This window comes from Enterobacter sp. 342 (genome assembly GCF_036663495.1).
In the GTDB taxonomy this organism is placed as follows: Bacteria; Pseudomonadota; Gammaproteobacteria; order Enterobacterales; family Enterobacteriaceae; genus Enterobacter.
This window is the reverse complement of the sequence record NZ_JAWUEI010000001.1, coordinates 317,659-343,973: the sequence shown is the minus strand read 5'-3', so window position 1 is coordinate 343,973 and position 26,315 is coordinate 317,659. Positions and strand designations below refer to the sequence as shown.

General features: G+C 52.0%; 29 protein-coding genes. 14 read left to right on the top strand and 15 right to left on the bottom strand.

From position 1 onward, the window contains the following. Window positions 1–24 precede the first annotated feature (24 nt). The 4 genes from pspD to pspA are packed head-to-tail and all read right to left on the bottom strand — an operon-like array spanning window position 25 to window position 1,568. Entirely contained in the window at window positions 25–249 is a 225-nt protein-coding gene (gene pspD / locus V6E55_RS01700) for a phage shock protein PspD (RefSeq protein WP_114977062.1), read from the bottom strand. Between the two features lie 12 nt (window positions 250–261). Beyond that, entirely contained in the window at window positions 262–621 is a 360-nt protein-coding gene (pspC, locus tag V6E55_RS01695) for an envelope stress response membrane protein PspC (protein WP_114977061.1), read from the bottom strand. After that, the gene (pspB, locus tag V6E55_RS01690; RefSeq protein ID WP_028018824.1) at window positions 621–845 is read right to left on the bottom strand and encodes an envelope stress response membrane protein PspB; all 225 of its coding nucleotides are present in this window, start codon (window positions 843–845) and stop codon (window positions 621–623) included. Before pspB ends, pspC begins: the two co-directional genes overlap by 1 nt. A 54-nt stretch (window positions 846–899) precedes the next feature. Beyond that, a complete protein-coding gene (gene pspA / locus V6E55_RS01685) occupies window positions 900–1,568 on the bottom strand; it encodes a phage shock protein PspA (protein WP_114977060.1) in 669 nt (222 codons plus the stop codon). Between the two features lie 166 nt (window positions 1,569–1,734). Here pspA and pspF point away from each other — a divergent pair, with 166 nt between their 5' ends. The 10 genes from pspF (at window position 1,735) to pdeR (ending at window position 14,473) form a co-directional block, all read left to right on the top strand. Beyond that, window positions 1,735–2,712: a phage shock protein operon transcriptional activator gene (gene pspF, locus V6E55_RS01680; RefSeq protein WP_316942002.1), complete on the top strand. Its 978-nt coding sequence runs from the start codon at window positions 1,735–1,737 to the stop codon at window positions 2,710–2,712. A gap of 88 nt (window positions 2,713–2,800) precedes the next feature. Next, a complete protein-coding gene (gene sapA, locus V6E55_RS01675; RefSeq protein ID WP_316942001.1) occupies window positions 2,801–4,441 on the top strand; it encodes an ABC transporter substrate-binding protein SapA in 1,641 nt (546 codons plus the stop codon). Beyond that, window positions 4,438–5,403, top strand: a complete 966-nt coding sequence (gene sapB / locus V6E55_RS01670) for a putrescine export ABC transporter permease SapB (protein WP_316942000.1) — start codon at window positions 4,438–4,440, stop codon at window positions 5,401–5,403. Before sapA ends, sapB begins: the two co-directional genes overlap by 4 nt. Continuing rightward, entirely contained in the window at window positions 5,390–6,280 is an 891-nt protein-coding gene (gene sapC / locus V6E55_RS01665; RefSeq protein WP_114977056.1) for a putrescine export ABC transporter permease SapC, read from the top strand. The genes sapB and sapC overlap by 14 nt, the downstream gene beginning before the upstream one ends. Continuing rightward, window positions 6,280–7,272 carry a putrescine export ABC transporter ATP-binding protein SapD gene (sapD, locus tag V6E55_RS01660; protein WP_028018818.1) on the top strand — a complete coding sequence of 331 codons (993 nt, stop codon included), beginning with the start codon at window positions 6,280–6,282 and terminating at the stop codon, window positions 7,270–7,272. The genes sapC and sapD overlap by 1 nt, the downstream gene beginning before the upstream one ends. Window position 7,273: 1 nt before the next feature. Continuing rightward, the gene (gene sapF / locus V6E55_RS01655; RefSeq protein ID WP_114977055.1) at window positions 7,274–8,080 is read left to right on the top strand and encodes a putrescine export ABC transporter ATP-binding protein SapF; all 807 of its coding nucleotides are present in this window, start codon (window positions 7,274–7,276) and stop codon (window positions 8,078–8,080) included. Window positions 8,081–8,204: 124 nt separating this feature from the next. After that, entirely contained in the window at window positions 8,205–8,993 is a 789-nt protein-coding gene (gene fabI, locus V6E55_RS01650) for an enoyl-ACP reductase FabI (RefSeq protein WP_003856831.1), read from the top strand. A 154-nt stretch (window positions 8,994–9,147) separates the two neighbouring features. Beyond that, a complete protein-coding gene (locus tag V6E55_RS01645; RefSeq protein WP_316941999.1) occupies window positions 9,148–10,134 on the top strand; it encodes a CMD domain-containing protein in 987 nt (328 codons plus the stop codon). A gap of 88 nt (window positions 10,135–10,222) precedes the next feature. Next, window positions 10,223–12,157 (top strand): exoribonuclease II, encoded by a 1,935-nt coding sequence (locus V6E55_RS01640; protein ID WP_316941998.1) that lies wholly within the window; start codon window positions 10,223–10,225, stop codon window positions 12,155–12,157. Between the two features lie 324 nt (window positions 12,158–12,481). Continuing rightward, complete coding sequence (pdeR, locus tag V6E55_RS01635) at window positions 12,482–14,473, top strand: cyclic di-GMP phosphodiesterase (protein WP_316941997.1); 1,992 nt, start codon at window positions 12,482–12,484, stop codon at window positions 14,471–14,473. Here the strand turns inward: pdeR and V6E55_RS01630 are convergent. Continuing rightward, complete coding sequence (locus V6E55_RS01630) at window positions 14,470–15,339, bottom strand: crotonase/enoyl-CoA hydratase family protein (RefSeq protein WP_316941996.1); 870 nt, start codon at window positions 15,337–15,339, stop codon at window positions 14,470–14,472. The two genes, pdeR and V6E55_RS01630, sit on opposite strands and share 4 nt — an antisense overlap. A 193-nt stretch (window positions 15,340–15,532) precedes the next feature. Here V6E55_RS01630 and V6E55_RS01625 point away from each other — a divergent pair, with 193 nt between their 5' ends. The 3 genes from V6E55_RS01625 (at window position 15,533) to osmB (ending at window position 16,993) form a co-directional block, all read left to right on the top strand. After that, window positions 15,533–15,715 carry a YciZ family protein gene (locus tag V6E55_RS01625; protein ID WP_114977050.1) on the top strand — a complete coding sequence of 61 codons (183 nt, stop codon included), beginning with the start codon at window positions 15,533–15,535 and terminating at the stop codon, window positions 15,713–15,715. A 43-nt stretch (window positions 15,716–15,758) separates the two neighbouring features. After that, entirely contained in the window at window positions 15,759–16,511 is a 753-nt protein-coding gene (gene yciT, locus V6E55_RS01620) for a DNA-binding transcriptional regulator YciT (protein ID WP_316941995.1), read from the top strand. A gap of 263 nt (window positions 16,512–16,774) precedes the next feature. Further along, on the top strand, window positions 16,775–16,993 hold the full coding sequence (osmB, locus tag V6E55_RS01615; RefSeq protein WP_114977048.1) for an osmotically-inducible lipoprotein OsmB: 219 nt from the start codon (window positions 16,775–16,777) through the stop codon (window positions 16,991–16,993). Between the two features lie 106 nt (window positions 16,994–17,099). Here the strand turns inward: osmB and yciH are convergent, their stop codons facing one another. From yciH to pgpB, 5 genes are all read right to left on the bottom strand, one after another. After that, the gene (yciH, locus tag V6E55_RS01610; RefSeq protein ID WP_316941994.1) at window positions 17,100–17,426 is read right to left on the bottom strand and encodes a stress response translation initiation inhibitor YciH; all 327 of its coding nucleotides are present in this window, start codon (window positions 17,424–17,426) and stop codon (window positions 17,100–17,102) included. After that, window positions 17,426–18,163 (bottom strand): orotidine-5'-phosphate decarboxylase, encoded by a 738-nt coding sequence (pyrF, locus tag V6E55_RS01605; RefSeq protein WP_316942046.1) that lies wholly within the window; start codon window positions 18,161–18,163, stop codon window positions 17,426–17,428. Before pyrF ends, yciH begins: the two co-directional genes overlap by 1 nt. Window positions 18,164–18,348: 185 nt before the next feature. Next, window positions 18,349–19,518 (bottom strand): lipopolysaccharide assembly protein LapB, encoded by a 1,170-nt coding sequence (gene lapB, locus V6E55_RS01600; protein WP_114977047.1) that lies wholly within the window; start codon window positions 19,516–19,518, stop codon window positions 18,349–18,351. A gap of 6 nt (window positions 19,519–19,524) precedes the next feature. Next, window positions 19,525–19,833, bottom strand: coding sequence for a LapA family protein (locus tag V6E55_RS01595; RefSeq protein WP_316941993.1), 309 nt, complete (start codon window positions 19,831–19,833; stop codon window positions 19,525–19,527). A gap of 148 nt (window positions 19,834–19,981) precedes the next feature. Next, window positions 19,982–20,749 (bottom strand): phosphatidylglycerophosphatase B, encoded by a 768-nt coding sequence (gene pgpB / locus V6E55_RS01590; RefSeq protein WP_316941992.1) that lies wholly within the window; start codon window positions 20,747–20,749, stop codon window positions 19,982–19,984. A gap of 197 nt (window positions 20,750–20,946) precedes the next feature. On the opposite strand from pgpB, the gene ribA reads away from it, so the two are divergent. Continuing rightward, a complete protein-coding gene (ribA, locus tag V6E55_RS01585) occupies window positions 20,947–21,537 on the top strand; it encodes a GTP cyclohydrolase II (protein WP_028013401.1) in 591 nt (196 codons plus the stop codon). 37 nt (window positions 21,538–21,574) lie between these two features. On the opposite strand, the gene acnA is transcribed toward ribA, so the two are convergent. The 5 genes from acnA to cysB form a co-directional block, all read right to left on the bottom strand. Continuing rightward, window positions 21,575–24,250 (bottom strand): aconitate hydratase AcnA, encoded by a 2,676-nt coding sequence (gene acnA / locus V6E55_RS01580; RefSeq protein ID WP_316941991.1) that lies wholly within the window; start codon window positions 24,248–24,250, stop codon window positions 21,575–21,577. A 160-nt stretch (window positions 24,251–24,410) separates the two neighbouring features. Beyond that, window positions 24,411–24,509 carry a small membrane protein YmiC gene (gene ymiC / locus V6E55_RS01575; protein ID WP_223256802.1) on the bottom strand — a complete coding sequence of 33 codons (99 nt, stop codon included), beginning with the start codon at window positions 24,507–24,509 and terminating at the stop codon, window positions 24,411–24,413. A gap of 137 nt (window positions 24,510–24,646) precedes the next feature. Then, window positions 24,647–24,817 carry a hypothetical protein gene (locus tag V6E55_RS01570; protein WP_165383583.1) on the bottom strand — a complete coding sequence of 57 codons (171 nt, stop codon included), beginning with the start codon at window positions 24,815–24,817 and terminating at the stop codon, window positions 24,647–24,649. A gap of 2 nt (window positions 24,818–24,819) precedes the next feature. Beyond that, on the bottom strand, window positions 24,820–24,960 hold the full coding sequence (locus V6E55_RS01565; RefSeq protein WP_223256796.1) for a YmiA family putative membrane protein: 141 nt from the start codon (window positions 24,958–24,960) through the stop codon (window positions 24,820–24,822). Between the two features lie 338 nt (window positions 24,961–25,298). Next, complete coding sequence (gene cysB, locus V6E55_RS01560) at window positions 25,299–26,273, bottom strand: HTH-type transcriptional regulator CysB (protein ID WP_006175683.1); 975 nt, start codon at window positions 26,271–26,273, stop codon at window positions 25,299–25,301. Between the last annotated feature and the right edge of the window lie 42 nt (window positions 26,274–26,315).

Genomic DNA, 26,315 nt, shown 5'->3' with positions numbered 1-26,315 from the left:
AGAAAGGGCTAACACGAGCGGTTACTAGAGGGATAAATAACGACGTGACAGCTTTTTTGCCACTTTTTGCAGCAGAGGCTCCAGTGCCACGGCCAGCAACATTCTGACCGGTTTACGGGCAACAGATTTGATCGCCCAACCCGCCACACCCGCCGGGCCGTAACGTAACGCCGTCAGCAGGACCAGTTTACCTGCGATTTTCAGGCCGGGTTTTACCTTCTGACCGGCCTGTTGCCAGTTTTGCTTCATGTAAGCTCTCTCTTAAAGCTGACGAAAACGACTTCGCAGCGTAAAGGTATCCGAGGTGACATAACGTTCCATTTCCCGCAACCGTTTTTCACCTGCGGCCAGTTGTTCATCCACTGTATTCAGGAGATCATTGCTGGTTGGCGCACCTTCCGCAGCCAGTTCACCTTCCGGCATTGGGTCGAGTACAAATGACAAAATGATGTACGCCACGAGGGTGATAAACGCCAGGCCGAAGAAAATAGACATTACCGTGACGACGCGTACCAGTTTTACAGGCACATCAAGATAATGGGCCAGCCCGGCGCAGACACCTCGCACCATTCCCTGCTGCGGAATTCGCCACAATTTTTTATTCAGATTCAGTCCAGACATTAACGATCCCTCCAGTTTGGATGCTCGGCATCCAGGATATCTTCCAGTGCCTGAATGCGTTCGCGCATTTTATTTGCCTGTTCGGACAGCTGTACCAGACGCTGTTGTTCATTCTGGGACAGCTCACCCCGTGAAGAACGGTTGCTATAGTGCAGCCATAACCAAATCGGCAAAACGAACAGCACGAAAATAGTCAGAGGAATGGCCAGAAAAAGCGCGCTCATGTGTACTCCTTGTCTTACGATGCATGGCGGCACGCTCAGGTGCCGCATAAATTATTATTGGTTATCTTGTTTCATTTTGGCTTTCAATGCCGCCAGCTGCTCGCTGATTTCATCGTCAGCTTTCAGGTCAGCAAACTGTTGGTCCAGCGACTTCTGTTTACCTATGCTGTGGCTTTCTGCTTCTGCTTCCATCTGATCGATACGACGTTCAAACGATTCAAAACGCGCCATCGCTTCATCAAGCTTGCCACTGTCCAGCTGACGGCGAACGTCTCGCGAAGAACTTGCCGCCTGATGACGCAGGGCCAGTGCCTGTTGACGCGCACGGGTTTCGCTCAGTTTGTTTTCAAGCTCACCAATCTCTTTCTTCATGCGGTTGAGGGTGTCATCCACCAGCGTCACTTCATGCTCAAGCGTCGCAATCATCTCTGCCAGCTTCTGTTTTTCAATCAACGCAGCACGGGCCAGATCTTCTTTATCTTTACGCAGCGCAAGCTCGGCTTTTTCCTGCCATTCGTTTAATTGCGCGGTAGCCTGCTCAATACGACGGGTTAACTGTTTTTTCTCCGCCAGCGCACGGGCGGAGGTAGAACGCACTTCAACCAGCGTGTCTTCCATCTCCTGGATCATCAAACGTACCAGCTTCTGCGGATCTTCCGCTTTCTCAAGCAGTGAGTTGATATTGGCGTTCACGATGTCGGCAAAACGAGAAAAAATACCCATAATCTAATCCTCATATTTCTGTTATCGGGCAATGCCCTGCTGTACAGCTAATACAAACATCATGCCAACTTTTTATCTTATTGATTTTACTTGGTCTGATTGATTTTCATGCAACAGATAACTATGCTTACCTGGTGAATATCGCTAAGGAGTGGTTAATTTCATCATGCCTGGATACAAAGACAATCTACTCGGTGAAGCAAACAGTTTTCTGGAAGTGCTGGAACAGGTCTCTCGCCTCGCGCCGCTGAATAAACCGGTGCTGATCATCGGTGAACGCGGAACGGGGAAAGAGCTGATAGCCAACCGTCTGCATTATTTATCCGGGCGCTGGGACGGCCCCTTCATTTCCCTTAACTGTGCGGCGTTGAATGAAAACCTGCTCGACACCGAGCTTTTCGGCCATGAAGCAGGCGCGTTTACCGGTGCCCAAAAACGCCATCCGGGACGCTTTGAACGCGCCGACGGCGGCACACTCTTTCTTGATGAACTGGCCACCGCCCCCATGCTGGTACAGGAAAAACTGCTGCGCGTGATTGAATATGGCGAGCTGGAACGCGTTGGTGGTAGCCAGCCGCTGCAGGTTAACGTGCGCCTGGTGTGCGCCACCAACGCCAACCTGCCGGAGATGGTGGCGGAGGAGAAATTCCGTGCCGACCTGCTTGATCGCCTGGCCTTTGACGTCGTTCAGCTTCCTCCGCTGCGCGAGCGCAAAAGCGACATCATGCTGCTGGCGGACCAGTTTGCGATTCAGATGTGCCGCGAGCTCGGGCTGCCGCTGTTCCCCGGCTTCAGCGATTATGCACAGGAGACGCTGCTTGCTTACCACTGGCCGGGAAATATCCGCGAACTGAAAAACGTCGTTGAGCGCTCTGTTTACCGCCACGGCAGCAGTGAGACGGAGCTGGATAACATCATTATCGATCCTTTCCAGCGCAACATGCAGCCAGTTTCCACACCGTCGTTAACGAGCGAGTCCCCCACTCTTCCCCTTGATTTGCGTGAGTTTCAGCATCATCAGGAGAAGCAGTTGCTTGAGCAAAGTCTGAAGGCAGCGAAATATAACCAGAAACGAGCGGCTGAACTCCTGGGTCTGACCTACCATCAATTAAGGGCATTGCTCAAAAAGCATCAAATGCGCTGACAATATCAGCACTTACCCGCAGACATTTTTACGAAGCAGGCGTAAGTGCGATACACTTTGCAGATCGAACCTAAAAACCTTAAAAATTATGCGTCTGGTTTTATCGTCCTTTTTTGCACTCGGCCTGTTCAGCAGCCTGGCCTTTGCTGCGCCCGAGCTGACTACGCAGCCTGATATTCGTGACAGCGGCTTCGTCTATTGCGTAAGCGGTCAGGTGGATACCTTTAACCCGCAGAAAGCGGGCAGTGGTCTGATTGTGGATACACTTGCCGCACAGCTTTATGACCGTCTGCTGGATGTCGATCCTTACACCTACCGTCTGGTGCCTGAGCTTGCGGAAAGCTGGGAAGTGCTTGATAACGGCGCCACCTACCGTTTTCGTCTGCGTGATGATGTCGCGTTTCAAAAAACGCCGTGGTTTACCCCAACACGCAAGCTGAATGCGGATGATGTGGTTTTTACCTTCCAGCGGATCTTTAACCGCAATTATCCGTGGCATAACGTGAATGGGGGGAATTTCCCCTATTTCGATAGCCTGCAGTTTGCCGACACGGTTAAAAACGTACGCAAGCTGGATAACCGGACCGTTGAATTTACGCTGACGCGCCCGGATGCCTCCTTCCTGTGGCACCTGGCGACTCACTATGCGTCAGTCATGTCTGCCGAATATGCCGCGAATCTGACCAAATCGGACCGTCAGGAGATGCTTGATCGTCAACCGGTCGGCACCGGCCCGTTCCAGTTGGCCGAGTACCGTGCAGGTCAATATATTCGCCTGCAGCGCCACGAACATTTCTGGCGCGGTGTACCGCTGATGCCTCAGGTGGTGGTCGATCTCGGTTCTGGCGGGACGGGACGTCTGTCAAAACTGCTGACCGGGGAATGCGACGTGCTCGCCTGGCCTGCTGCCAGCCAGCTCACCATTTTGCGCGACGATCCACGCCTGCGTCTGACGTTGCGACCGGGCATGAACATCGCCTATCTGGCGTTTAACACCGACAAACCACCGTTGAACAACCCTGCTGTCCGCCATGCCCTTGCGCTGGCGATCAACAATCAGCGACTGATGCAGTCGATCTACTACGGCACGGCGGAAACGGCCGCCTCAATTTTACCGCGCGCCTCTTGGGCCTATGACGGTGAGGCTAAAATTACGGAATACAATCCGGCAAAAGCGCGTGAACAATTGAAGGCCCTGGGGGCGGAAAACCTGACGCTGCAACTTTGGGTACCCACCAGTTCACAGGCGTGGAACCCCAGCCCACTGAAAACTGCCGAACTGCTACAGGCGGATATGGCGCAGGTGGGCGTGAAAGTGATCATCGTACCGGTTGAGGGGCGTTTCCAGGAGGCGCGTCTGATGGACATGAACCATGATTTAACCCTCACAGGCTGGGCCACCGACAGTAATGACCCGGACAGTTTCTTCCGCCCGTTACTGAGCTGTGCGGCAATAAACTCGCAAACCAACTACGCCCACTGGTGTAATCGGGAATTTGACGCCGTGCTGCAAAAAGCACTAGCTTCCCAGCAACTGGCCTCACGCATTGACGCCTATGATGAAGCACAGAAGATCCTCGCTCAGGAGCTGCCCGTATTGCCGCTGGCCTCTTCCCTGCGCCTCCAGGCGTATCGTTATGATATTAAAGGTCTGGTGTTGAGTCCGTTTGGCAACGCCTCGTTCGCCGGCGTGACGCGCGAAAAAGAACAAGAGGTGAAAAAACCATGATTATTTTTACCTTACGTCGGCTTCTTCTGTTGCTGGTAACGCTCTTTTTCCTGAATTTTGTTGGCTTCAGCCTGAGCTATTTCACACCGCATGCCCCACTACAGGGGTCATCACTGTGGGATGCATGGATCTTTTGGTTTAACGGTCTCCTGCACCGGGATTTTGGCGTCTCCAGCATTAACGGACAGTTGATCTCCGATCAACTGAAAGAGGTATTTCCGGCCACAATGGAGCTGTGCATTCTGGCCTTTGGCTTTGCGTTAATCGTTGGCATTCCCGTGGGCATGCTGGCCGGAATTTACCGCAACAAATGGCAGGACTCGTTTATTAGCGCTCTCGCTCTGCTCGGTTTCTCAATCCCGATCTTCTGGCTGGCACTACTGCTGACGCTTTTCTTCTCACTGACCATGGGTTGGCTACCGGTCTCAGGCCGTTTTGACCTGCTCTATACCGTTAAATCGGTGACCGGGTTTGCAATCATAGACGCATGGCTCTCCGATTCAGTATGGCGTCATGAGATGATCGTCAGTGCGGTGCGCCATATGGTATTGCCAGTGCTGACCCTGGCCGTGGCACCGACAACTGAAGTGATCCGTCTCATGCGTCTGAGCACCATCGAGGTGTTTGATCAGAACTATGTCAAAGCCGCCGCCACACGTGGATTATCACGTCTGACCATTTTGCGCCGTCATGTGCTACACAATGCACTGCCGCCTGTGATCCCACGTCTGGGGCTACAGTTCTCCACCATGTTAACGCTGGCGATGATCACCGAGATGGTCTTTAGCTGGCCTGGGCTCGGACGCTGGCTGATAAACGCCATCCGCCAGCAGGACTATGCGGCTATTTCCGCAGGTGTCATGGTGATTGGCTCGCTGGTGATTATTGTTAACGTGATCTCCGATATTTTGGGTGCGATGGCTAACCCATTGAAGCATAAGGAATGGTATGCCTTACGATAACGTATACAGTGAAAAGCGCACGCCCGGTGTGCTGCGTACCGTGTGGCGTAAATTCTATGGTGACACCACGGCAATGATCGGTCTGTATGGCTGCGCCGGTCTGGTATTGCTTTGCGTCTTTGGCTCGTGGTTTGCGCCGTATGGCATTGACCAGCAGTTCCTTGGCTATCAACTGCTGCCACCTTCATGGTCACGCTACGGTGAGGTCTCTTTCTTCCTGGGCACAGACGACCTTGGGCGCGACGTGTTAAGCCGCCTGTTGAGCGGTGCAGCGCCAACAGTGGGTGGCGCATTTGTGGTGACCCTTGCGGCGACGATCTGTGGTCTGGCGCTCGGCATTTTTGCAGGTTCCACCCATGGCCTGCGTTCGGCGGTGTTGAACCACATTCTTGATACGCTGCTCTCGATTCCGTCTCTGCTGCTGGCGATCATTGTCGTCGCGTTTGCGGGTCCGCATCTGTCGCATGCCATGTTCGCCGTCTGGCTGGCTATTCTGCCCCGCATCGTTCGCTCGGTTTACAGCATGGTGCATGATGAGCTGGAAAAAGAGTATGTCGTCGCAGCCCGTCTGGACGGGGCAACAACCTTCAATATTCTGTGGTTCGCCGTTCTGCCAAACATTGCTTCCGGGCTGGTCACCGAGATCACTCGCGCCCTGTCGATGGCGATTCTGGATATCGCGGCGCTCGGTTTCCTCGACCTCGGCGCACAACTGCCGTCACCTGAATGGGGTGCGATGCTCGGCGATGCTCTGGAGCTCATCTACGTGGCACCGTGGGTGGTCATGTTGCCAGGTGCGGCCATTATGGTGAGTGTGCTGCTTATCAACCTGCTGGGCGACGGTATTCGCCGTGCAATTAACGCGGGGGTGCAATAATGCCGCTTCTTGATATTCGCAACCTCACTATCGAGTTCAAAACTGGTGAAGGCTGGGTTAAAGCCGTCGATCGCATCAGTATCACACTCGCTGAAGGTGAAATTCGCGGGCTGGTGGGAGAATCCGGCTCGGGCAAGAGCCTGATTGCTAAAGCTATCTGCGGCGTGGCAAAAGATAACTGGCGCGTGACCGCTGACCGTATGCGGTTCGATGATATTGACCTGCTGCGCCTCTCCCACCGCGAGCGTCGTAAGCTGGTCGGCCATAACGTCTCGATGATTTTCCAGGAGCCACAATCCTGTCTCGATCCGTCCGAGCGCGTGGGCAAACAGCTGATGCAGAACATTCCCGGCTGGACCTATAAAGGCCGCTGGTGGCAGCGCATTGGCTGGCGGAAACGTCGTGCCATTGAGCTGCTACACCGCGTCGGGATCAAAGATCATAAAGATGCGATGCGCAGTTTCCCTTATGAACTGACCGACGGCGAATGTCAGAAAGTGATGATTGCCATCGCGCTGGCAAATCAGCCGCGTTTGCTGATTGCCGATGAGCCGACAAACGCGATGGAACCGACCACGCAGGCGCAAATTTTCCGTTTGCTGTCGCGTCTGAACCAGAATAACAACACCACTATTTTGTTGATCAGTCATGACCTGCAGATGCTCAGCAAATGGGCCGACAAAATTGATGTCATGTACTGTGGGCAAACGGTCGAAACGGCACCCAGCGAAGATCTGATCAACGCGCCGCATCATCCGTATACTCAGGCGCTGATCCGTGCGATTCCTGATTTTGGCAGTGCCATGCCACACAAGAGCCGCCTGAATACCCTGCCAGGGGCGATTCCGCTGCTGGAATCCTTACCGATAGGCTGTCGTCTGGGGCCGCGTTGCCCGTATGCTCAGCGTAAATGTATCGAGACACCACGTCTGACCGGGGCCAAAAATCATCTTTACGCCTGTCATTTCCCGCTGAACATGGAGAGAGAGTGAAATGGTCGACACTTTGCTGGAAGTTCGTAACCTGAGTAAGACCTTTCGCTATCGTACGGGGCTGTTTCATCGCCAGACTGTCGAAGCGGTTAAACCGCTAAGTTTTACATTGCGTGAAAAACAGACTCTGGCGATCATCGGTGAAAACGGCTCCGGAAAATCCACGCTGGCGAAGATGCTCGCCGGCATGGTTGAACCCACCTCAGGGGAAGTGTTAATTGACGACCATCCCCTGGAATTCGGTGATTATTCTTTCCGTAGCCAGCGCATCCGCATGATTTTCCAGGATCCGTCGACCTCGCTCAATCCACGCCAGCGCATTTCGCAAATTCTGGATTTTCCGCTGCGTCTGAATACTGATCTGGAGCCAGAGGCGCGCCGTAAACGTATCTTTGAAACCCTGCGTATGGTTGGGTTGTTACCCGATCACGAAAGCTATTACCCGCATATGTTAGCCCCGGGTCAGAAACAGCGTCTGGGCCTGGCGCGTGCATTGATTTTGCGCCCGAAAGTGATCATCGCCGACGAAGCGCTTGCCTCGCTGGATATGTCGATGCGTTCGCAGTTAATTAACCTGATGCTGGAATTGCAGGAAAAACAGGGTATCTCTTATATCTACGTCACCCAACATCTGGGGATGATGAAGCACATCAGCGACCAGGTCATGGTCATGCACCAGGGCGAAGTTGTCGAGCGCGGCAGCACGGCGGATGTGATGGCCTCTCCGCTTCATGAGCTGACAAAACGGCTGATTGCCGGTCATTTCGGTGAAGCGTTGACGGCTGATGCGTGGAGAAAAGACCGCTAACCGCGCGTTGAAAGAGTGGTCGGATTAACTAAGCACGCGACACGTGATATTATCGCCGCGTTTTAACGACGATTGTCCCGTTATGATGGCAATCGCCACAACAATGAATATAAGGATTAAAGCTATGGGTTTTCTTTCCGGTAAGCGCATTCTGGTGACTGGCGTTGCCAGCAAACTGTCCATCGCATACGGCATCGCTCAGGCAATGCATCGCGAAGGCGCTGAGCTGGCGTTCACCTACCAGAACGACAAGCTGAAAGGCCGTGTTGAAGAGTTTGCCGCGCAGCTGGGTTCCAGCATTGTTCTGGAATGTGACGTTGCACAAGACGAAAGCATCGACGGCATGTTTGCTGAACTGGCAAAAGCATGGCCGAAATTCGACGGTTTCGTTCACTCCATTGGCTTCGCTCCTGGCGACCAGCTGGACGGCGATTACGTGAACGCGGTTACCCGTGATGGCTTCAAAATCGCTCACGACATCAGTTCCTACAGCTTCGTTGCGATGGCAAAATCCTGCCGCGCGATGCTGAACCCGGGCGCAGCTCTGCTGACCCTGTCCTACCTGGGCGCTGAACGTGCTATCCCTAACTACAACGTCATGGGTCTGGCGAAAGCCTCTCTGGAAGCCAACGTACGCTACATGGCGAACGCAATGGGTCCTGAAGGCGTGCGCGTTAATGCCATCTCTGCAGGTCCTATCCGCACCCTGGCAGCTTCCGGTATTAAAGATTTCCGTAAAATGCTGGCACACTGCGAAGCGGTTACCCCGATTCGTCGTACCGTTACCATTGAAGATGTGGGTAACTCTGCAGCATTCCTGTGCTCTGACCTTTCCGCTGGTATCTCCGGCGAAGTGGTTCACGTTGACGGCGGCTTCAACATCGCTGCAATGAACGAGCTGGAAATTAAATAAGCTGTGACTCTCTTCCCGCACGGGAAGAGAGTTTTTCCCTCCGCACCACCCCTTCGTTATTCCGTTCTGCTATTTGTTATCACCTAACAATATTTTTCCCTTTATCTGCCTTACGCCAGGATATTGATCGCCATTTTGAGATCAAGGAACGCACATGGAACAACGCCGTTTTTCTGGCAAAGGCCACTGGTACCACGAGACCCAGTCGAACCACGCGCAGACAGATGTTCTGCCTCTGGTGCCCGAAGCCGCTAACGTCGACGATCGTTTTTTGCTCGATTTAGCCCTGCCTGATGAGATTGTCGCTGCCTGTACTGGCTGGCTTACTCCTGCCAGAACCTTATGCCACCTGCTGTTTCCGCTCTCAATACCCGTGAATCGCCTGCAAACGCTCAGCGCTTATGATCGGCTCAGTACCGCGCTAACGGTCGCACAGGCCTGTGGCGTTCAGCGGCTCTGTAACCATTACGCCGCCCTCCTCGCCCCGCTTCCCGGCCCGGACTCCTCGCGTGAAAGCAACCGACGTCTGGCGCAAATCACCCAGTATGCCCGCCAGCTCGCCAGCTCTCCTGATGTCATTGATGATAAAGCCCAGAACCAGCTTGATGAAGTGGGCTTGTCAACGTTTGACATTGTGGTGATTAACCAGATTATCGGCTTTATTGGTTTTCAGGCTCGCGTAGTCGCGGTGTTTCAGGCGCTAATGGGACACCCTGTTCGCTGGTTGCCGGGCCATCATATTCAGCCGCACACCCTGCCCACGAGTCACGATGCGTGGGTACCGCTTTTACCCGTCGTCGAACTGCGCTATGCAAGCGCGCATCAGCTTGAGTCTCTCTCCCGCTGGCAGGCAGAACCCGCGCTTGAAGCGCTGACGCCCGTCCTTTGCCATGAACCGACGCTACTCGACCTGACGGGAGAAATCCTGATCTGCATTCGCGAAGAGATTTCTCTGACATCTCCCGCTCTTTCTGCCGCAACAGAACTGCTGACACGCTCTCCTGACCGCTTCAGCGCCGCACAGTTTACCCCGCTCACAGATGCAGGACTCCCTGCCGTACGCGCGATCAAACTGCTTGGCCAAAGCGCATTTGATGGCTGGCTCAATCGCCTGAACGTCGCGTTTGGTAAAGAGGAATAACCATACTAATTACCCAAAGAGCGCTTGCTGATACAGTGAGAATCGCGTAAAACTGTCAGCCGCTCAATGGCTACGAAAATAGAACATTATGTTTCAGGACAACCCGCTGCTAGCGCAGCTTAAACAGCAACTGCATTCCCAGACGCCGCGTGCAGAAGGGGTCGTAAAAGCCACAGAAAAGGGTTTTGGCTTCCTTGAAGTTGACGCGCAGAAAAGCTATTTCATTCCGCCACCGCAGATGAAGAAAGTAATGCATGGCGATCGCGTCATGGCCGTCATTCATACCGAGAAGGATCGTGAGTCCGCCGAGCCGGAAGAACTGATCGAACCATTCCTGACCCGTTTTGTGGGCAAGGTGCAGAGAAAAGATGATCGTCTTTCTATTGTGCCGGATCATCCCCTGCTGAAAGATGCTATTCCCTGCCGCGCCGCCCGTGGCGTTGAGCATGATTTTAAAGAAGGTGACTGGGCAGTAGCAGAAATGCGCCGTCATCCTCTGAAAGGCGATCGCGGTTTTTATGCAGAATTGACCCAGTTCATCACCTTTGGCGACGACCATTTTGTACCGTGGTGGGTGACGCTTGCACGCCATAATCTTGAAAAAGAAGCGCCTAATGGCGTTGCAACTGAGATGCAGGATGAAGGTCTGGTTCGTCGTGATCTCACTGCCCTGGAATTTGTCACCATTGACAGCGCCAGTACAGAAGATATGGATGATGCCCTCTACGCTGAAGAGAGTGACGATGGCAAACTGCATTTGACTGTCGCCATTGCGGACCCAACCGCGTGGATTGCTGAAGGCAGTAAGCTGGACGATACGGCGAAAACCCGAGCATTCACCAACTACCTGCCGGGCTTTAACATCCCGATGCTGCCGCGCGAGCTGTCAGACGATCTCTGCTCTCTGCGTCCAAATGAAGTGCGTCCGGTACTTGCCTGCCGCATGACTATCGCAGCAGATGGCACGATTGAAGATGATATTGAGTTCTTCGCCGCTACCATTGAATCAAAAGCCAAGCTGGCTTATGACAATGTTTCCGACTGGCTGGAGAACACCGGCAGCTGGAAACCGGAATCAGACGCTATTGCCGCTCAGATTCGTCTGCTGCACCGTATCTGTCTGAACCGTGGAGAATGGCGTAAAACCCATGCACTGGTGTTCAAAGATCGTCCGGATTATCGCTTTGTTCTGGGTGAGAAAGGCGAAGTGCTGGATATCGTGGCTGAGCCACGACGTATTGCCAACCGCATTGTTGAAGAAGCGATGATTTCTGCCAACATTTGTGCCGCTCGCGTGTTGCGTGACAAGCTGGGCTTTGGCATTTACAACGTCCACACTGGATTTGATCCGGCCAATACCGAAGCGCTGGCAGCTCTGCTGAAAAATCACGATGTGCATGTTGATCCGGAAGAAGTGCTGACGCTGCCGGGTTTCTGCAAGCTTCGTCGCGAACTGGACGCACAGCCTTCTGGTTTCCTGGATAGCCGTATTCGTCGCTTCCAGTCCTTTGCGGAAATCAGCACAGAGCCAGGCCCGCACTTTGGTCTGGGCCTGGAAGCCTACGCAACCTGGACCTCTCCAATCCGTAAGTATGGCGATATGGTTAACCACCGCCTGCTGAAAGCGATTATCAAGGGCGAAACTATTACACGTCCTCAGGACGACACCACCCTGCAAATGGCCGATCGTCGCCGTCTGAACCGGATGGCAGAACGTGACGTTGGGGACTGGCTGTACGCGCGTTTCCTTCAGGACAAAACCGGTACAGATACCCGCTTTGCTGCGGAGATCATTGATATCAGCCGTGGCGGTATGCGCGTCCGTCTGGTGGATAACGGTGCTGTCGCCTTTATTCCTGCCCCATTCCTGCACGCTGTCCGTGACGAAATGGTCTGTAGTCAGGAAATTGGGACTGTGCAAATTAAAGGTGAAACAGTTTACAAAGTCACAGATGTGATTGACGTAAACATCGCTGAAGTTCGCATGGAAACCCGCAGTATTATCGCGCGCCCTGTCGCCTGATAAACTGTTAAAATGTCGGTCCTTTCTTTGCAGGAGAGGCCGACATTTATACTTTTTATCTTCCACCACAAAATCATCATTTTTTCTTACTATTTTCAGTCTCCCTCCGCCCAAACTCGCCATAATTATCTACAGTAAAAGAGTGTTGTTATATTCGGTTACGTGAATTTTTATACGCTACGTATCCTTTTTAGCGTGACTCGTTTTATTATAAGAATTCAGGAAAAAACAATAAGTTCACTTCGGTTTTGCCGCTGTTTCACAACGGAAAAGTCGACAGCAAATGAATAATTTGTGCGCTAATGAGCAGCTGCGGGAGAATACATGATGGACGATCTGGAGCAGAATTTGCTGTTTCGTTACATGGGTACTCACAGCCCATGGTGGCGATTATCAGCGGACAGCAATGCTCTGCACCTTGCCGCCAGTGAAAATGCCGATGTGACTCAGGTGGTGTCGCTGGACGACGAACAGGCCGATCTCATCCGCCAGTTAACTGTCATAACCTCCAGCATTTCAATGACGCTCTCTTTGTACGGGGAAAATGTCCCTGTCCATCTTGTCGGGCGCAAAATAACCCGTAATGAGTGGGCCGGCACCGCCTCCTCCTGGAATGATACGCCCTCCGTAGCCCGCGATCTGGCACAAGGTCTCTCTTTTGCGGAACAGGTGGTCTCAGAAGCCAACTCCGTCATCGTTATTCTCGATCATAACGGTAATATCCAGCGTTTTAACCGATTGAGTGAAGAGTACACCGGCCTGAAAGAACAGGAAGTCATTGGCCAGAACGTGTTTAAGCTCTTTATGAGCCGCAGCGAAGCAGCGGCTTCAAAGCGCAACATTACCGGTTTCTTTCGTAACGGCAGTTCGTATGAAGTCGAACGCTGGATCAAAACGCGCAAAGGACAAAGATTGTTTCTGTTCAGAAACAAATTTGTTCACAGCGGCAGCGGTAAAAATGAAATTTTTCTTATCTGTTCCGGTACCGATATTACAGAGGAACGTCGTGCTCAGGAGCGGCTGCGCGTGCTGGCCAATACCGATACCATCACCGGGTTGCCAAACCGCAATGCGATCCACGAACTGATTTCAGATGCCATCGACAGCCGTGGCGAAACGCAGGTGGGTGTGGTCTATCTCGATCTCGATAACTTCAAAAAGGTCAACGATGCCTACGGGCATATGTTTGGCGATCAGCTGCTACAGGCTGTCGCGCTCGCTATTTTGAGTTGTCTGGATGAAGGCCAGGTTCTGGCGCGGCTCGGCGGTGATGAGTTTATTGTCATGGCCACAAATACCTCGCAGGGTTCTCTGGAAGCGATGGCGTCGCGTATTTTAACCCGTCTGCGTCAGCCGTTCAGAATCGGTCTGATAGAGATTTACACCGGCTGTTCACTCGGTATCGCGCTCGCGCCACAGCATGGGAATGACCGGGAAAGCGTTATTCGTAATGCCGATACTGCCATGTACACCGCCAAAGAGAACGGTCGGGGTAAGTTTTGTGTCTTCTCACCTGAGATGAACCAGCGCGTATTTGAATACCTCTGGCTGGACACCAACCTGCGTAAAGCACTGGATAACGATCAGTTGCTGATCCACTACCAGCCCAAAATAACCTGGCGTGGGGAAGTCCGTAGTCTTGAAGCGCTGGTCCGCTGGCAGTCACCAGAACGTGGTTTGATTCCTCCTCTGGAATTTATCTCTTATGCCGAAGAGTCGGGTTTGATTGTGCCCCTGGGTCGCTGGGTGATGCTGGATGTGGTTCGCCAGATCGCGAAATGGCGCGACAAGGGGATTAATCTGCGCGTGGCCGTGAACGTCTCTGCGCGCCAGCTGGCCGATCAGACTATTTTCAGTGATTTAAAACAGGCGCTAAAAGATCTGCACTTTGAATACTGCCCTGTGGACGTTGAGTTAACCGAAAGCTGTCTTATCGAGAACGAAGAGCTGGCGCTCTCTGTTATTCAGCAGTTCAGCAAGTTAGGGGCGCAAATTCATCTGGATGATTTTGGCACAGGCTACTCTTCGCTCTCCCAACTTGCCCGGTTCCCGATCGATGCCATTAAACTCGATCAATCTTTTGTCAGGGATATTCATAAGCAATCCATCTCCCAGTCCCTGGTACGTGCCATCGTCGCGGTGGCGCAGGCGTTAAACCTGCAGGTGATCGCCGAAGGCGTGGAGAGTGCAAAAGAAGACGCCTTTCTGACTAAGAATGGCGTCAACGAACGGCAGGGTTTTCTTTTTGCTAAGCCGATGCCCGCTGCCGTATTCGAGCGATGGCTAAAACGATATCAATCGCGAAAACTGCGTTAACTGGCTTTGCGTAAACCCGCCGCATGATGGCGGTTTTGCAACATAACCAGACGCTCCATATAGGCGATATCTTTCGGCTCGAGGCAGAACGCGGCATCAACCCAGTCTTCCGTAATGTCCATCAGCTCACTGCGGGGCAACTGCAGAACGCGTGTACGGGCACGTAACATTGCCCTTACTCCGTTCAGTTTTGGCCGCAGTGTGTCGATAAATGTCCTGACAGAGACATAGCTTTGTCCGGGTTCAAACAGCACATCTACCAGCCCATGCTGTTCGTACCATTCTGCCGTATGCGACTCCCCTTTGTAGATGAGTTCCTCCGCCAGTTTCATACCTGAACGCCGGGCGACAAGTGAATATCCTCCCATGCCCGGGAACAGGTTGAAGGCAATCTCGGGGAAACCTAAACGGGCATCGCGCTGAGCCAGTACGAAATGGTGCGCCAGAGCGGCCTCAAACCCGCCACCTAACGCGCTGCCTTCGACCATTGCCAGAGTGATAGCCCCCGTATCAAACCCGCGTGATGCCGCATGAACGCAATCAACACAGGCACGTGCATATGCCCGTAACGCTTCCCGACGACCGTTTTGAATGCACTCGACGAAGAACTGCAAATCACCTCCTGTATTGTACATTTCAGGAACCAGCGATCCGGTTACCCAAAAATCGACATCAAAACCGGACTGACGAACCAACCATGAGAGGTTCATGATCTCCTCAATTAATGCATGGTTGAAACAAGGACGTGGCTGAGCCTGCAGCATCATCCAGACGGTATGGCGCTCCGCCTCGTAGTACCCTGATAACTGGGTGAAACGTTTAGTATCGGTAAACAGTGTGCATGTAGGCTGATTGATAACTGTCATAGTCTAATTCCTCTTATAAAAAAGCGCCTTGCGCGCAGTTTTAGACTAATCCACTCATTAAGCCCACTGTATGAGAGGGAATAAATTTATCACTGTTGTTTATGTAATTTAGTTATTGCATTTTTTCCCTTCTCTTTTGATCCTATTTTCTGCATCATTGAAAATATTAACTTTTCACTCCAGGGGTGAGATTATGTCTACTATTGATGCACAAGCTGTAGCACAACGTATTGATACCGTGCTGGATATCCTGGTGGCGGGCGATTATCACTCTGCGATCCGTAATCTTGAGATCCTGAAGTCTGAACTTCTTGCTCAGAATGGCGCCGACATTGCGCCGGAAAACCGACAGCCAAAGGCGCCGTGGGAAGTTTAACCCCAGCGTTCCCGACCTCGTTTCTCTTTATTAAATGGATGCTATGAATTCCCGACAACAAATTATTTTGCAGATGGTCATCGATCAGGGGCGCGTAAGTGTGGTCGATCTCGCTAAAACCACGGGTGTTTCTGAAGTCACAATTCGCCAGGATCTTAATCTGCTGGAGAAACAGAGTTACCTGCGTCGTGCGCATGGATATGCTGTCCCGCTGGATAGCGAAGACGTTGAAACGCGAATGATGAATAACTACGCGCTTAAACGTGAACTGGCGGAATTTGCTGCGTCTTTAGTGAACAATGGTGAGACCGTTTTTATTGAAAACGGCAGCAGCAACGCCCTTCTGGCGCGTACGCTTGCCGATCAGAAAGACGTTACCATCATTACTGTCAGTAGCTATATCGCGCATTTACTCAAAGAAACACGCTGTGAAGTGATTCTGCTGGGGGGAATTTACCAGAAAAAAAGTGAAAGCATGGTAGGCCCACTGACACGTCAGTATGTCCAGCAGGTCCATTTCAGCAAGGCTTTTATCGGGATCGACGGCTGGCAACCGGAGACAGGCTTCACCGGCCGGGATATGATGCGTTCTGATGTGGTGAATGCGGTACTCGAAAAAGAGTGTGAAGCCATTGTGCTCACTGATAGCTCAAAATTTGGCGCTGTTCACCCTTATACAATGGGGCCAGTCTCCCGCTTTAGCCGGGTCATTACTGATGAACGTTTGAGCGAAACGCACCGTAATAAACTGGAAGATGACGGACTTATCGTCAATATTATTAAAACAACCGCCTGAGCACATTATGCGCCCGACTTTCGGGCGCATACGCAGCCCATTCTCTGAGATGATTCCTAACCTCCCTTTAAGATTTTTTACCTGTTTAAGCTGCCATAAAGTCGTAAAATTAATGTTAGCGATATAACAGGAAGTGACTATCACCTGCGTGATTACGTAACACCTGCGCGACCAGCTTTCACGGAGAACAGAATTAAGTATGCGATTCGCCTAAACTTAATGTGTACCTATTTCCGTGAATTGATAATTCAGGAGAAAGTATTATGACCTTAACCAGCAAAAAATTAGCCGCCGCTGTTCTGGCAATCACTGTAGCAATGTCCCTGAGCGCTTGCTCTAACTGGTCTAAACGTGACCGCAACACCGCAATCGGTGCCGGTGCGGGTGCTCTCGGTGGTGCAATTTTAACAGATGGTAGTACGCTGGGTACATTAGGTGGTGCTGCTGTCGGCGGTATTATCGGTCATCAGGTTGGCAAATAATCATTCTATAAGCCTCCTGCGTATTGCGATATTGTGAACGCATTTTCAGGTCTGACTTACGCACGTATATAACACGAGCCACGGCAATTGCCGTGGCTCATTTATATTAGCCGCCTGCCAGTTTGACTTTCATGCCTTTGGCTTCGAGCAGAGATTTAATTAAATCGCGCTTATCACCCTGGATTTCGATAATGCCGTCTTTTACGGCACCGCCGCAGCCACATTTCTTTTTCAGCTCAGCCGCCAGCTTTATCAGCTCCGCATCATCCAGATCAATTCCGGAGATAAGGCAGACCCCCTTTCCTTTTCGTCCGCTGGTTTGACGCTGGATCCGAACGATACCGTCCCCCTTCGGACGTTCCACTTTCGTTTTCGGTTCGTCTATACGCCCGCTTTCGGTAGAGTAAACAAGACGGCTGTTGGAATCGGTCATTACGCCCCCTTTTTCAGCGACGCGTTGATAGCCTTAAGGGTCTCTGCCGGGTTCGCTGACTGCGTCACCGGACGTCCGATGACCATGTAATCAACACCTGCAGCCAGTGCCTGTTCAGGCGTCATAATACGGCGCTGATCGCCCACTTCACTGCCTGCGGGACGGATCCCCGGGGTAACAAGTTTAAAATCCTGCCCCAGGACCGATTTGAAACGCACCGCTTCCTGAGCCGAACAGACAACACCATCAAGACCGCAATGTTGTGTCAGACGTGCGAGGCGCTCAGCATGTTCCGCAGGTGACAACGTCACACCCAGGTCGCGTAAATCACTCTCGTCCATACTGGTCAGCACGGTGACTGCAATCAGTAATGGTGCATCACTACCGAACGGCAGAAGCGCTTCGCGCGCGGCCGTCATCATTCTTGCCCCACCCGACGCATGAACGTTAACCATCCATACCCCCAGATCCGCAGCGGCAGCAACAGCGTGTGCCGTGGTATTTGGAATATCATGGAATTTAAGGTCGAGGAAAACGTCAAAGCCGCGCTGTTGCAGATCGCGTACGATTTGCGGCCCAAACAGCGTGAACATCTCTTTGCCAACTTTCAGACGGCAGTCGCGAGGATCGATACCGTCGACAAAGGCCAGTGCAGCGTCGCGCTTATTGTAATCAAGCGCAACGACAACAGGAGAATCCGTAATTACGCGGGAAGTGGAGGAAGTAACAGACGTCATGACCAGCCCTTTTCGTCTATGGGCGCGCAGCGGCGCGGAACAGATAAACGGCGAGCATTCTACCTGCCACCGCCGCAAATTGACAGAATCCATTTGCTTTCCTGTCAGGCTGGCAAACCGCACGGAGTTCAGGAAGCGGCAAAAATCATCAGTATGTTGTAACTAAAATGCGATGTTTTAAAAAATTACTGCCCGTCGAGGCCGCGAATTGGCTTGATGGTGGACCATGCACGGCATGAAGGACAGTGCCAGTAGAGCGTATACGCGGTAAACCCGCACTTCTGGCAACGATAGCGCGGCTTGCTGCGCACCTGCTCGCCTACCATGTCGCGAAGCACCATCAGGCTCTCTTTAGCACGCCCCTCTTCAGCGTCATTCAGGTGGTAATCCATCAGCTTATGGAAGACTCGCATGGTTGGATGACGTTGCAACTGACGTGTAATATATACCTGCGCGGTGTCGCTCCCCTCATACTGCTCAACCACGTCTGAAAGCATCAGTTCTGCAGTCGCACCTGTATTCTCTTCCACACAACGACGCAGGAATGCAACCCACTCTTCCTGCTTGCCCAATTGTTGATAGCAGGTTTGCAGCATCTCCAGCGTTTCACTGACCAGTTCTTTGTCCTGGTCGATAACACGCAGCAAGCTTTCAACGGCTTTGGCGTAATCGCCATTCGCCATAAAGACGCGGCCCATCATGATCGAAATACGGGCGCTATTACGATCGGCGGCGGCGCCTTTCTTCAACAACGTCATGGCTTTGTCCATGTCGTCGCTGCCCATCTGCTGAAGGGCTAATTCGCAGTAAAAATGAGCTATCTCTACGCGCTGTTTATCTTTACCCAGTTTAACCAGACGTTCCGCGGTATCGATAGCTTTTTGCCAGTCGCTGGTGGCCTGATAAATCTGCAGCAACTGCTGCAGTGCGCCGATGCGGAAATCAGTTTCATCCACCAGTTGCGTGAACATATCTTCAGCGCGATCGTACAACCCTGCGGCCATGTAATCCCGCCCCAGTTGTTGTACCGCAAGGAGTCGTTGATCGTAGGTCAGGGAGGCGCTTTCCATCAGGGTCTGGTGGATACGAATTGCTCGGTCAACCTCGCCGCGTGAGCGGAACAGGTTCCCCAGGGTGAGATGCGCTTCAACGGTTCCCGTATCCTCTTTCAGCATATCGAGGAACAGGTCTACCGCTTTGTCCTGCTGATTACTCAGCAGGAAGTTAACCCCCGCAACGTAGTCACGGGAGAGTCGGTTGGCCTCATCCTGCTTTGTTTGTTGCGCACTTCTGCGGCCCATATACCAGCCATAGGCTGCGGCTACAGGCAAAAGCAGAAACAACAACTCCAGCATAGTCGATTATTCCTTCACGACCGACACACCAGAGCTTTCCGGAATGTCGGACGCAGGCGCAATGTTATTTTCGAGGCGTTTAATTTTACGTTCAGCGCGCGCAAGAGAAACACGGACTTTCAACCAGAAAAGACCACAAACCAGCCAGCCGATGGCAAAACCCGCAGCAAATAGAACCGCCAGCAGGCTCGATACCCGATACTCGCCCTGCGCCAGCAGATAGTTAAACGTCACCTGTTGGTCGTTTTGTGCACCCAATGTGACTGAAATGACAAAAATCGCCAATACCAGTAAGAAAATGAGTAAATATTTCACATTACTTCCCGTTATGTGGTTCAAGCGAATAAAGTGTGTTCAATTCACCGCAATCAGTCTTATAAACTACCATTTTAGTGACGAGCGCGAAACGGAAAAAGTAACGCGCCAGCTATGGATTTATGGGCGAAAGACGGATTATCAACTGTCAGCCGTCACTTTGTTCCCGTTCGGCAATTTCTTCTTTCTCTTCTGGCGGTGGCGTTAAAGGACCGCAGAGTCGTTCCGCAAGCCAGGTCGCCAGCGTGACCAGCAGCCATGAGATCAGCGTTGCGACCGCCAGGTCCTGTGGCCAGTGCATCCCCAGCAATAAGCGGCTTCCCATCACCCCTGTCGCCCAGACCAGTAAAATCACGATAGTCACTGTTCGACGTCTCGGCCAGAGTAACCCAATACCCAGTAAGGCCCAACTGGCCGCAAACATGGTGTGGCCGGAAGGAAACGCGAACCCGGTCTCTTTTTGCCAGTGTTTACGCAAAAACTTCGGGATATCCTGCTGTTCAGCAAGCTGTTCTTTCACCAGTGCGCCACGATCTTTACGTTTTAAATTGTAGAATTCATCCACAGGAATATGGTGAGCTTTTTCCAGCCAGACGACAAAAGGCCGTGGCTCCTGAACGTGATCTTTAACCCAGGATTTCACGCCCTGACCAATAACAATGGCAGCACCGAGGATCGCAAAAAGCATTAGCGCCGCCCGCAGTCGGAAACGCAGACACCACAGAAACCACGCGCAGAGAAGGACGTGGGTAATAATTCCCCATGGCTGGGTGACGGTTTCCGTTATCCAGTATAACGTTTTCAGCCATGTCGCATTCTGCCCGGGCTGCCACATCCAGCCCGAAACCCATACGGCTATAGGCATAATCAGTAAAATGGCCGCACCTGCTGCCGTACGTCTGGCGATTGAAAGCATGTCTTCTCCTTTTTTGCTAAGCGTCACAATCATAACTGAAATTTATTCGATACGTGGATATGTCGGATCGTGCGTTTAACGTTCATATAGCATGGTGCCCATTAGGTGAACATGCTGAGCTTGTGGCAAAATGAACTGATACAGAAAGCAAAACAGGCGAAAGGCACGACACGTGTCAGCCTACTCTGGAGAATCACATGCAGCTTAAACGTGTGGCAGAAGCCAAACTGCCAACCCCATGGGGCGATTTCCTGATGGTGGGATTTGAAGAACTGGCAACCGGACAGGATCATGTCGCGCTGGTGTATGGCGACATTTCAGGGCAGACGCCGGTTCTGTCCCGCGTACATTCGGAGTGTCTGACGGGTGATGCGTTGTTCAGCCTGCGCTGTGATTGCGGTTTCCAGCTGGAAGCAGCACTGACTCACATCGCAGAGGAAGGCCGTGGGGTTCTGCTCTATCATCGTCAGGAAGGCCGTAACATTGGTCTGCTGAATAAAATCCGCGCCTACGCGCTGCAGGACCAGGGCTACGATACAGTTGAAGCGAACCATCAGCTCGGCTTTGCCGCCGATGAACGTGACTTCACCCTGTGTGCCGATATGTTCAAGCTTTTGGGTGTAGATGAAGTTCGTCTGTTGACCAATAACCCGAAAAAAGTGGAAATACTGACCGAGGCGGGGATCAATATCGTTGAGCGTGTACCGCTGATTGTGGGCCGTAATCCTAAAAATGCCCACTATCTTGATACCAAAGCCGCGAAAATGGGCCACCTGCTCAAAGAGTAATATCAAAAAGCCCGGCACATGTGCCGGGCTGGTTTCGTCAATCCAGCATCTTACGAATCACATAATGTAAAATACCGTCGTTCTGGTAATAGGTCAGCTCTGTTGCCGTATCAATACGACACCGGCACTCCAGTATCTCGGTTTTTCCGTCTGCCCGCGTTAATTTCACTGGCACCGTTTTACCAGGCTGTAAATTTTGCAAACCACTAATATCAATCTGCTCCTCTCCGCTCAAGCCCAGCGTTTTACGCGTGACTCCCTGCGGAAACTCAAGTGGCAGGATCCCCATCCCAATAAGATTCGAGCGGTGAATTCGTTCAAACGATTCGGCAATGACTACACGAACACCAAGCAGGCGCGGGCCTTTCGCTGCCCAGTCACGACTTGAGCCAGAACCGTACTCTTTCCCGGCGATCACCGCCAACGGCGTACCTTCCTGTTGATATTTGACAGCCGCATCATAAATCGAAACGACTTCCGTACCTGGCAGATGGCGCGTCATGCCCCCTTCCACGCCCGGTACCATCTCGTTACGAATGCGAATGTTGGCAAATGTGCCGCGCATCATGACCTCATGGTTACCGCGACGCGATCCGTAGGAGTTAAAATCACGCCGTTCGACACCCCGGCTTTGCAAATAACGGCCTGCCGGGCTGTCGGCTTTGATACTCCCAGCCGGAGAGATATGGTCCGTGGTGACAGAATCGCCCAGCATCGCCAGAATGCGCGCGCCGTGGATATCTTTAAGCGGCGCAGGTTCAGCCTGCATTTCATCGAAGAACGGCGACAGGCGAATATAGGTCGAATCATCCTGCCAGTCATAGGTATCCGACCCCGCGACGTTGATGGCTTTCCATTCCGGCGTACCTTCAAAGACTTCCGCATACTCTTTGCGGAACATCTCGGTTGACACTTTTTCAACGGCCAGCGCGATCTCACGCGAAGACGGCCAGATATCTTTCAGGTAGACCGGGTCATTCTTGCGATCGTGACCAATAGGATCGGTCACCAGGTTGATATTCATGTTTCCGGCCAGGGCATATGCCACCACCAGCGGAGGTGAGGCGAGCCAGTTGGTTTTCACCAGCGGATGAATGCGCCCTTCAAAATTTCGGTTGCCGGAAAGGACTGCACCTACCGTCAGATCACCCTGTTTGATCGCCGTTTCAATAGGTTCAGGGAGTGGGCCAGAGTTACCGATGCAAGTGGTGCAACCGTAACCCACCAGGTTAAAGCCCAGTTCGTCAAGATACGGTGTCAGTTTGGCCTGTGCCAGGTAATCCGACACGACTTTGGATCCCGGTGCCAGTGAAGCCTTGACCCACGGCTGAGTTTTTAGCCCTAGCTCTACCGCTTTTTTAGCCAGCAGACCCGCAGCCATCAATACGCTGGGGTTTGAGGTATTGGTACAGGAGGTAATGGCTGCAATAACCACCGCGCCATCCGGGAGCTGATACTGATGCCCGTTCAGGACATAGTCGATCGGGCGATGATCTTTTTGCGCCACATTCACTTCCAGTTCATTACTGGCGGCAAAGGCCTTCGGCACATCATTCAGTGCTACCCGATCCTGAGGGCGTTTCGGGCCGGCAAGGCTCGCCTCAACACTGCCCATATCGAGCTCAAGCGTGCTGGTGAAGACCGGTTCATCACCCGGGTTTCGCCACATGCCCTGTGCTTTAGTGTACGCCTCTACAAGCGCCACCTGCTCTTCACTGCGCCCGCTCAGACGCATATATTCCAGCGTCACATCATCAATGGGGAAAAAGCCGCAGGTTGCGCCATATTCCGGGGACATATTGGCAATGGTGGCACGGTCGGCCAGCGGCAGCGAATCCAGCCCATCACCGTAGAATTCAACAAATTTACCTACCACACCATGCTTACGCAGCATCTGAGTGACCGTGAGCACCAGATCGGTGGCAGTGATACCTTCTGACAGCTTGCCGGTCAGCTTGAAGCCCACCACATCTGGGATAAGCATGGATACCGGCTGGCCAAGCATGGCGGCTTCAGCTTCGATACCACCGACACCCCATCCCAGCACGCCGAGGCCGTTAATCATAGTGGTATGTGAATCCGTTCCCACCAGAGTGTCCGGATATGCCACCCACTCTTTATCCTGCAGCTCACTCCAGACGGCTTTACCCAGATATTCAAGGTTAACCTGATGACAAATTCCGGTGCCTGGCGGAACGACACTAAACCGGCTGAATGCCTGTTGTCCCCATTTCAGGAAAACGTAGCGCTCGTGGTTACGCTCCATCTCCAGACGCACGTTCTCGCCAAAGGCGTCGTCATCACCAAAGTGGTCCACGGTGACGGAGTGGTCAATGACGAGATCCACAGGGGAAAGCGGATTCACTTTTGCTGTATCCCCACCCAGGCGTTTTACGGCCTCACGCATAGCGGCTAAATCAACTACAGCGGGGACACCGGTAAAGTCCTGCATCAGGACCCTTGCCGGGCGATAAGCTATTTCTCTGTCGGCGTGGGCATGTTTCAACCACCCTGCCAGCGCCTGGATATCGTCGAGGGTGACAGAATCACCATCCTGCCAGCGTAAGAGATTTTCCAGCAAAACTTTTAAGGACTTGGGTAAACGCGAAATGTCCCCAAGCGTCCTGGCAGCCAGCGGCAGGCTGTAGTAATGCCAGGTTTTATTTTCTGCCTGTAATGTGTCCTTACTGGCTTCGCGTAGGGTTAACGACATAAGCTCCTCCTTAATTACAGAGATGTCCTGACAATCATCAGGGCTGTAATTAAAGATAACACAAAGATGCCGTAACGTTTTGATAACAACCCGAATTGATAAATTCAGGCGTGCTCAGAGGGTGTAAACAAAAAACCCCGCCGTAGCGAGGTTTTACAATTTAGTGGAAGGCCAACCAGATGAGTTGACTCCAGAACAGAATCGACACGGTAAAAACGCCGATCCATGACCAGTATTTATGAGACGTCATGTTATTCATCATAGGGACACCAGGCATTATTTATAAAAGTTTCCGAGGTCGCCCTCAGGTCTATATTGCTGATGTGTATTTATTAAAGAGTACAAAAATGCAGAGTCACTATTCAGACTATTTGCATCATTACGCAATCAACTAAATTATTGTTTTTTGGGTTCGTCTTCCGCGAACACATCAATAAAGGCTTGCTGCTGCGGTGTCAGTTTCCAGGATGCAGGTACAGCATTCACAGGTGCTTTACGCACCTTGTGACCATTGTCACGATGCTGACGCATCTGTTTAACCGTCTCTGTTCGTACCGTCAGTGCCATAGTTAACCCCAATATTTCCAGGCCAGGAAAGCAACCACCGCCCAAAAGGAGGCGGAGACGAGAAAGACCGCCAGCCAGGCTTTACGCTTGAGCGCAGGATCCCTTTGCGGTTCTTCACTTCCAGAAGGCATTGCTAACCTCATACAATCGACATCGCTTATCATTTAGGACCAAACAATTGGTACAATTAATCATCTGTTGAGATAAATCCTAAAGAAACTTTAGCCGAAAAGCCAGTGAATTTATGCATCGGAAGGTATGAAATATTCAATCTTTTGACCAGAAATAAATAACTGAAAAGAAATATTTGCGAAGCGTCAAATTAGTTTCTACTTTTGTCGCCAATTCACGACATTATAACCATGCGGATTAAATGGGTAATGACATTATATGGCAGGGGAAGCGTAGATGATGATAATTCTAATTTAGCTTTGAGCCGGTATTTCGGTATCTTTCCCTCAGGGAAAGATACCGGGAGTGATTATTTTGCCGGAAGTTTGATGTCTTTAAACATCTCTTCAATATCTTCATTCGAGCGTAATGCAACGGCGGTATCAACCACGTCACGTGTTAAATGCGGAGCAAAGCGCTGAATAAAATCATACATATAGCTGCGCAGGAAGGTGCTGCGTCGGAACCCAATTTTCGTTGTGCTATGGCTGAAAATATCGTGCGCATCAAGGCGTACCAGATCGGGGTCTGAAACCGGATCAACCGCCATACTGGCAATAACACCCACCCCAAGGCCAAGCCGCACATAGGTCTTAATAACGTCAGCATCAGTGGCGGTAAAGACAATACGCGGCGTTAATCCTGCACGATTAAATGCGGTATCAAGTTCAGACCGCCCGGTGAAGCCGAATGTATACGTCACTAAAGGATATTGCGCCAGCTCTTCTATAGTCACCGATCCTTTCCCCGCCAGTGGGTGATCGGGTGTCACCACAATAGAACGGTTCCAGTGGTAGCAAGGGAGCATAACCAGATCGTCATACAGGTGAAGCGCTTCCGTTGCGATGGCAAAATCCGCGTTGCCTTTCGACACCGCTTCAGCAATTTGCGTCGGTGAGCCCTGATGCATATGCAAAGAGACACGTGGATAACGCTCAATAAAGCCTTTAATAACACCAGGCAAAGCGTAACGCGCCTGGGTATGCGTCGTAGCAATATACAGCGAGCCTTTATCCGGCCAGGTATGCTCCCCCGCCACAGACTTAATCGCGTCGACTTTAGAGAGGACTTCCCGCGCAATGCGGATGATTTCCTGTCCTGCTGGCGTTACCTGCGTGAGATGTTTGCCACTGCGGGCGAAAATCTGGATACCTAATTCGTCCTCCAGCATACGCACTTGTTTGCTGATACCCGGTTGCGAGGTGTAGAGCCCCTCAGCGGTAGATGAGACGTTAAGGTTGTGATTCACCACCTCAACGATATAACGAAGCTGCTGTAATTTCATGCCAGACCATCCGATTTAGCGCATGCGGTCAATCGCTTAAGA

Bases quoted from the DNA above. Each gene is read 5' to 3' on its own strand.
- V6E55_RS01565 (WP_223256796.1), bottom strand. From the start codon at position 24,960: ATGAGGTTAGCAATGCCTTCTGGAAGTGAAGAACCGCAAAGGGATCCT.
- osmB (WP_114977048.1), top strand. From the start codon at position 16,775: ATGACCTTAACCAGCAAAAAATTAGCCGCCGCTGTTCTGGCAATCACT.
- yciH (WP_316941994.1), bottom strand. From the start codon at position 17,426: ATGACCGATTCCAACAGCCGTCTTGTTTACTCTACCGAAAGCGGGCGT.
- pspF (WP_316942002.1), top strand. From the start codon at position 1,735: ATGCCTGGATACAAAGACAATCTACTCGGTGAAGCAAACAGTTTTCTG.
- sapD (WP_028018818.1), top strand. From the start codon at position 6,280: ATGCCGCTTCTTGATATTCGCAACCTCACTATCGAGTTCAAAACTGGT.
- pgpB (WP_316941992.1), bottom strand. From the start codon at position 20,749: ATGCTTTCAATCGCCAGACGTACGGCAGCAGGTGCGGCCATTTTACTG.
- fabI (WP_003856831.1), top strand. From the start codon at position 8,205: ATGGGTTTTCTTTCCGGTAAGCGCATTCTGGTGACTGGCGTTGCCAGC.
- pspA (WP_114977060.1), bottom strand. From the start codon at position 1,568: ATGGGTATTTTTTCTCGTTTTGCCGACATCGTGAACGCCAATATCAAC.
- V6E55_RS01645 (WP_316941999.1), top strand. From the start codon at position 9,148: ATGGAACAACGCCGTTTTTCTGGCAAAGGCCACTGGTACCACGAGACC.
- lapB (WP_114977047.1), bottom strand. From the start codon at position 19,518: ATGCTGGAGTTGTTGTTTCTGCTTTTGCCTGTAGCCGCAGCCTATGGC.
- ymiC (WP_223256802.1), bottom strand. From the start codon at position 24,509: ATGAATAACATGACGTCTCATAAATACTGGTCATGGATCGGCGTTTTT.
- pspD (WP_114977062.1), bottom strand. From the start codon at position 249: ATGAAGCAAAACTGGCAACAGGCCGGTCAGAAGGTAAAACCCGGCCTG.
- sapA (WP_316942001.1), top strand. From the start codon at position 2,801: ATGCGTCTGGTTTTATCGTCCTTTTTTGCACTCGGCCTGTTCAGCAGC.
- pspB (WP_028018824.1), bottom strand. From the start codon at position 845: ATGAGCGCGCTTTTTCTGGCCATTCCTCTGACTATTTTCGTGCTGTTC.
- cysB (WP_006175683.1), bottom strand. From the start codon at position 26,273: ATGAAATTACAGCAGCTTCGTTATATCGTTGAGGTGGTGAATCACAAC.
- pspC (WP_114977061.1), bottom strand. From the start codon at position 621: ATGTCTGGACTGAATCTGAATAAAAAATTGTGGCGAATTCCGCAGCAG.
- V6E55_RS01625 (WP_114977050.1), top strand. From the start codon at position 15,533: ATGTCTACTATTGATGCACAAGCTGTAGCACAACGTATTGATACCGTG.
- V6E55_RS01630 (WP_316941996.1), bottom strand. From the start codon at position 15,339: ATGACAGTTATCAATCAGCCTACATGCACACTGTTTACCGATACTAAA.
- ribA (WP_028013401.1), top strand. From the start codon at position 20,947: ATGCAGCTTAAACGTGTGGCAGAAGCCAAACTGCCAACCCCATGGGGC.
- sapB (WP_316942000.1), top strand. From the start codon at position 4,438: ATGATTATTTTTACCTTACGTCGGCTTCTTCTGTTGCTGGTAACGCTC.
- acnA (WP_316941991.1), bottom strand. From the start codon at position 24,250: ATGTCGTTAACCCTACGCGAAGCCAGTAAGGACACATTACAGGCAGAA.
- pdeR (WP_316941997.1), top strand. From the start codon at position 12,482: ATGATGGACGATCTGGAGCAGAATTTGCTGTTTCGTTACATGGGTACT.
- V6E55_RS01570 (WP_165383583.1), bottom strand. From the start codon at position 24,817: ATGGCACTGACGGTACGAACAGAGACGGTTAAACAGATGCGTCAGCAT.
- sapF (WP_114977055.1), top strand. From the start codon at position 7,274: ATGGTCGACACTTTGCTGGAAGTTCGTAACCTGAGTAAGACCTTTCGC.
- V6E55_RS01640 (WP_316941998.1), top strand. From the start codon at position 10,223: ATGTTTCAGGACAACCCGCTGCTAGCGCAGCTTAAACAGCAACTGCAT.
- pyrF (WP_316942046.1), bottom strand. From the start codon at position 18,163: ATGACGTCTGTTACTTCCTCCACTTCCCGCGTAATTACGGATTCTCCT.
- yciT (WP_316941995.1), top strand. From the start codon at position 15,759: ATGAATTCCCGACAACAAATTATTTTGCAGATGGTCATCGATCAGGGG.
- sapC (WP_114977056.1), top strand. From the start codon at position 5,390: ATGCCTTACGATAACGTATACAGTGAAAAGCGCACGCCCGGTGTGCTG.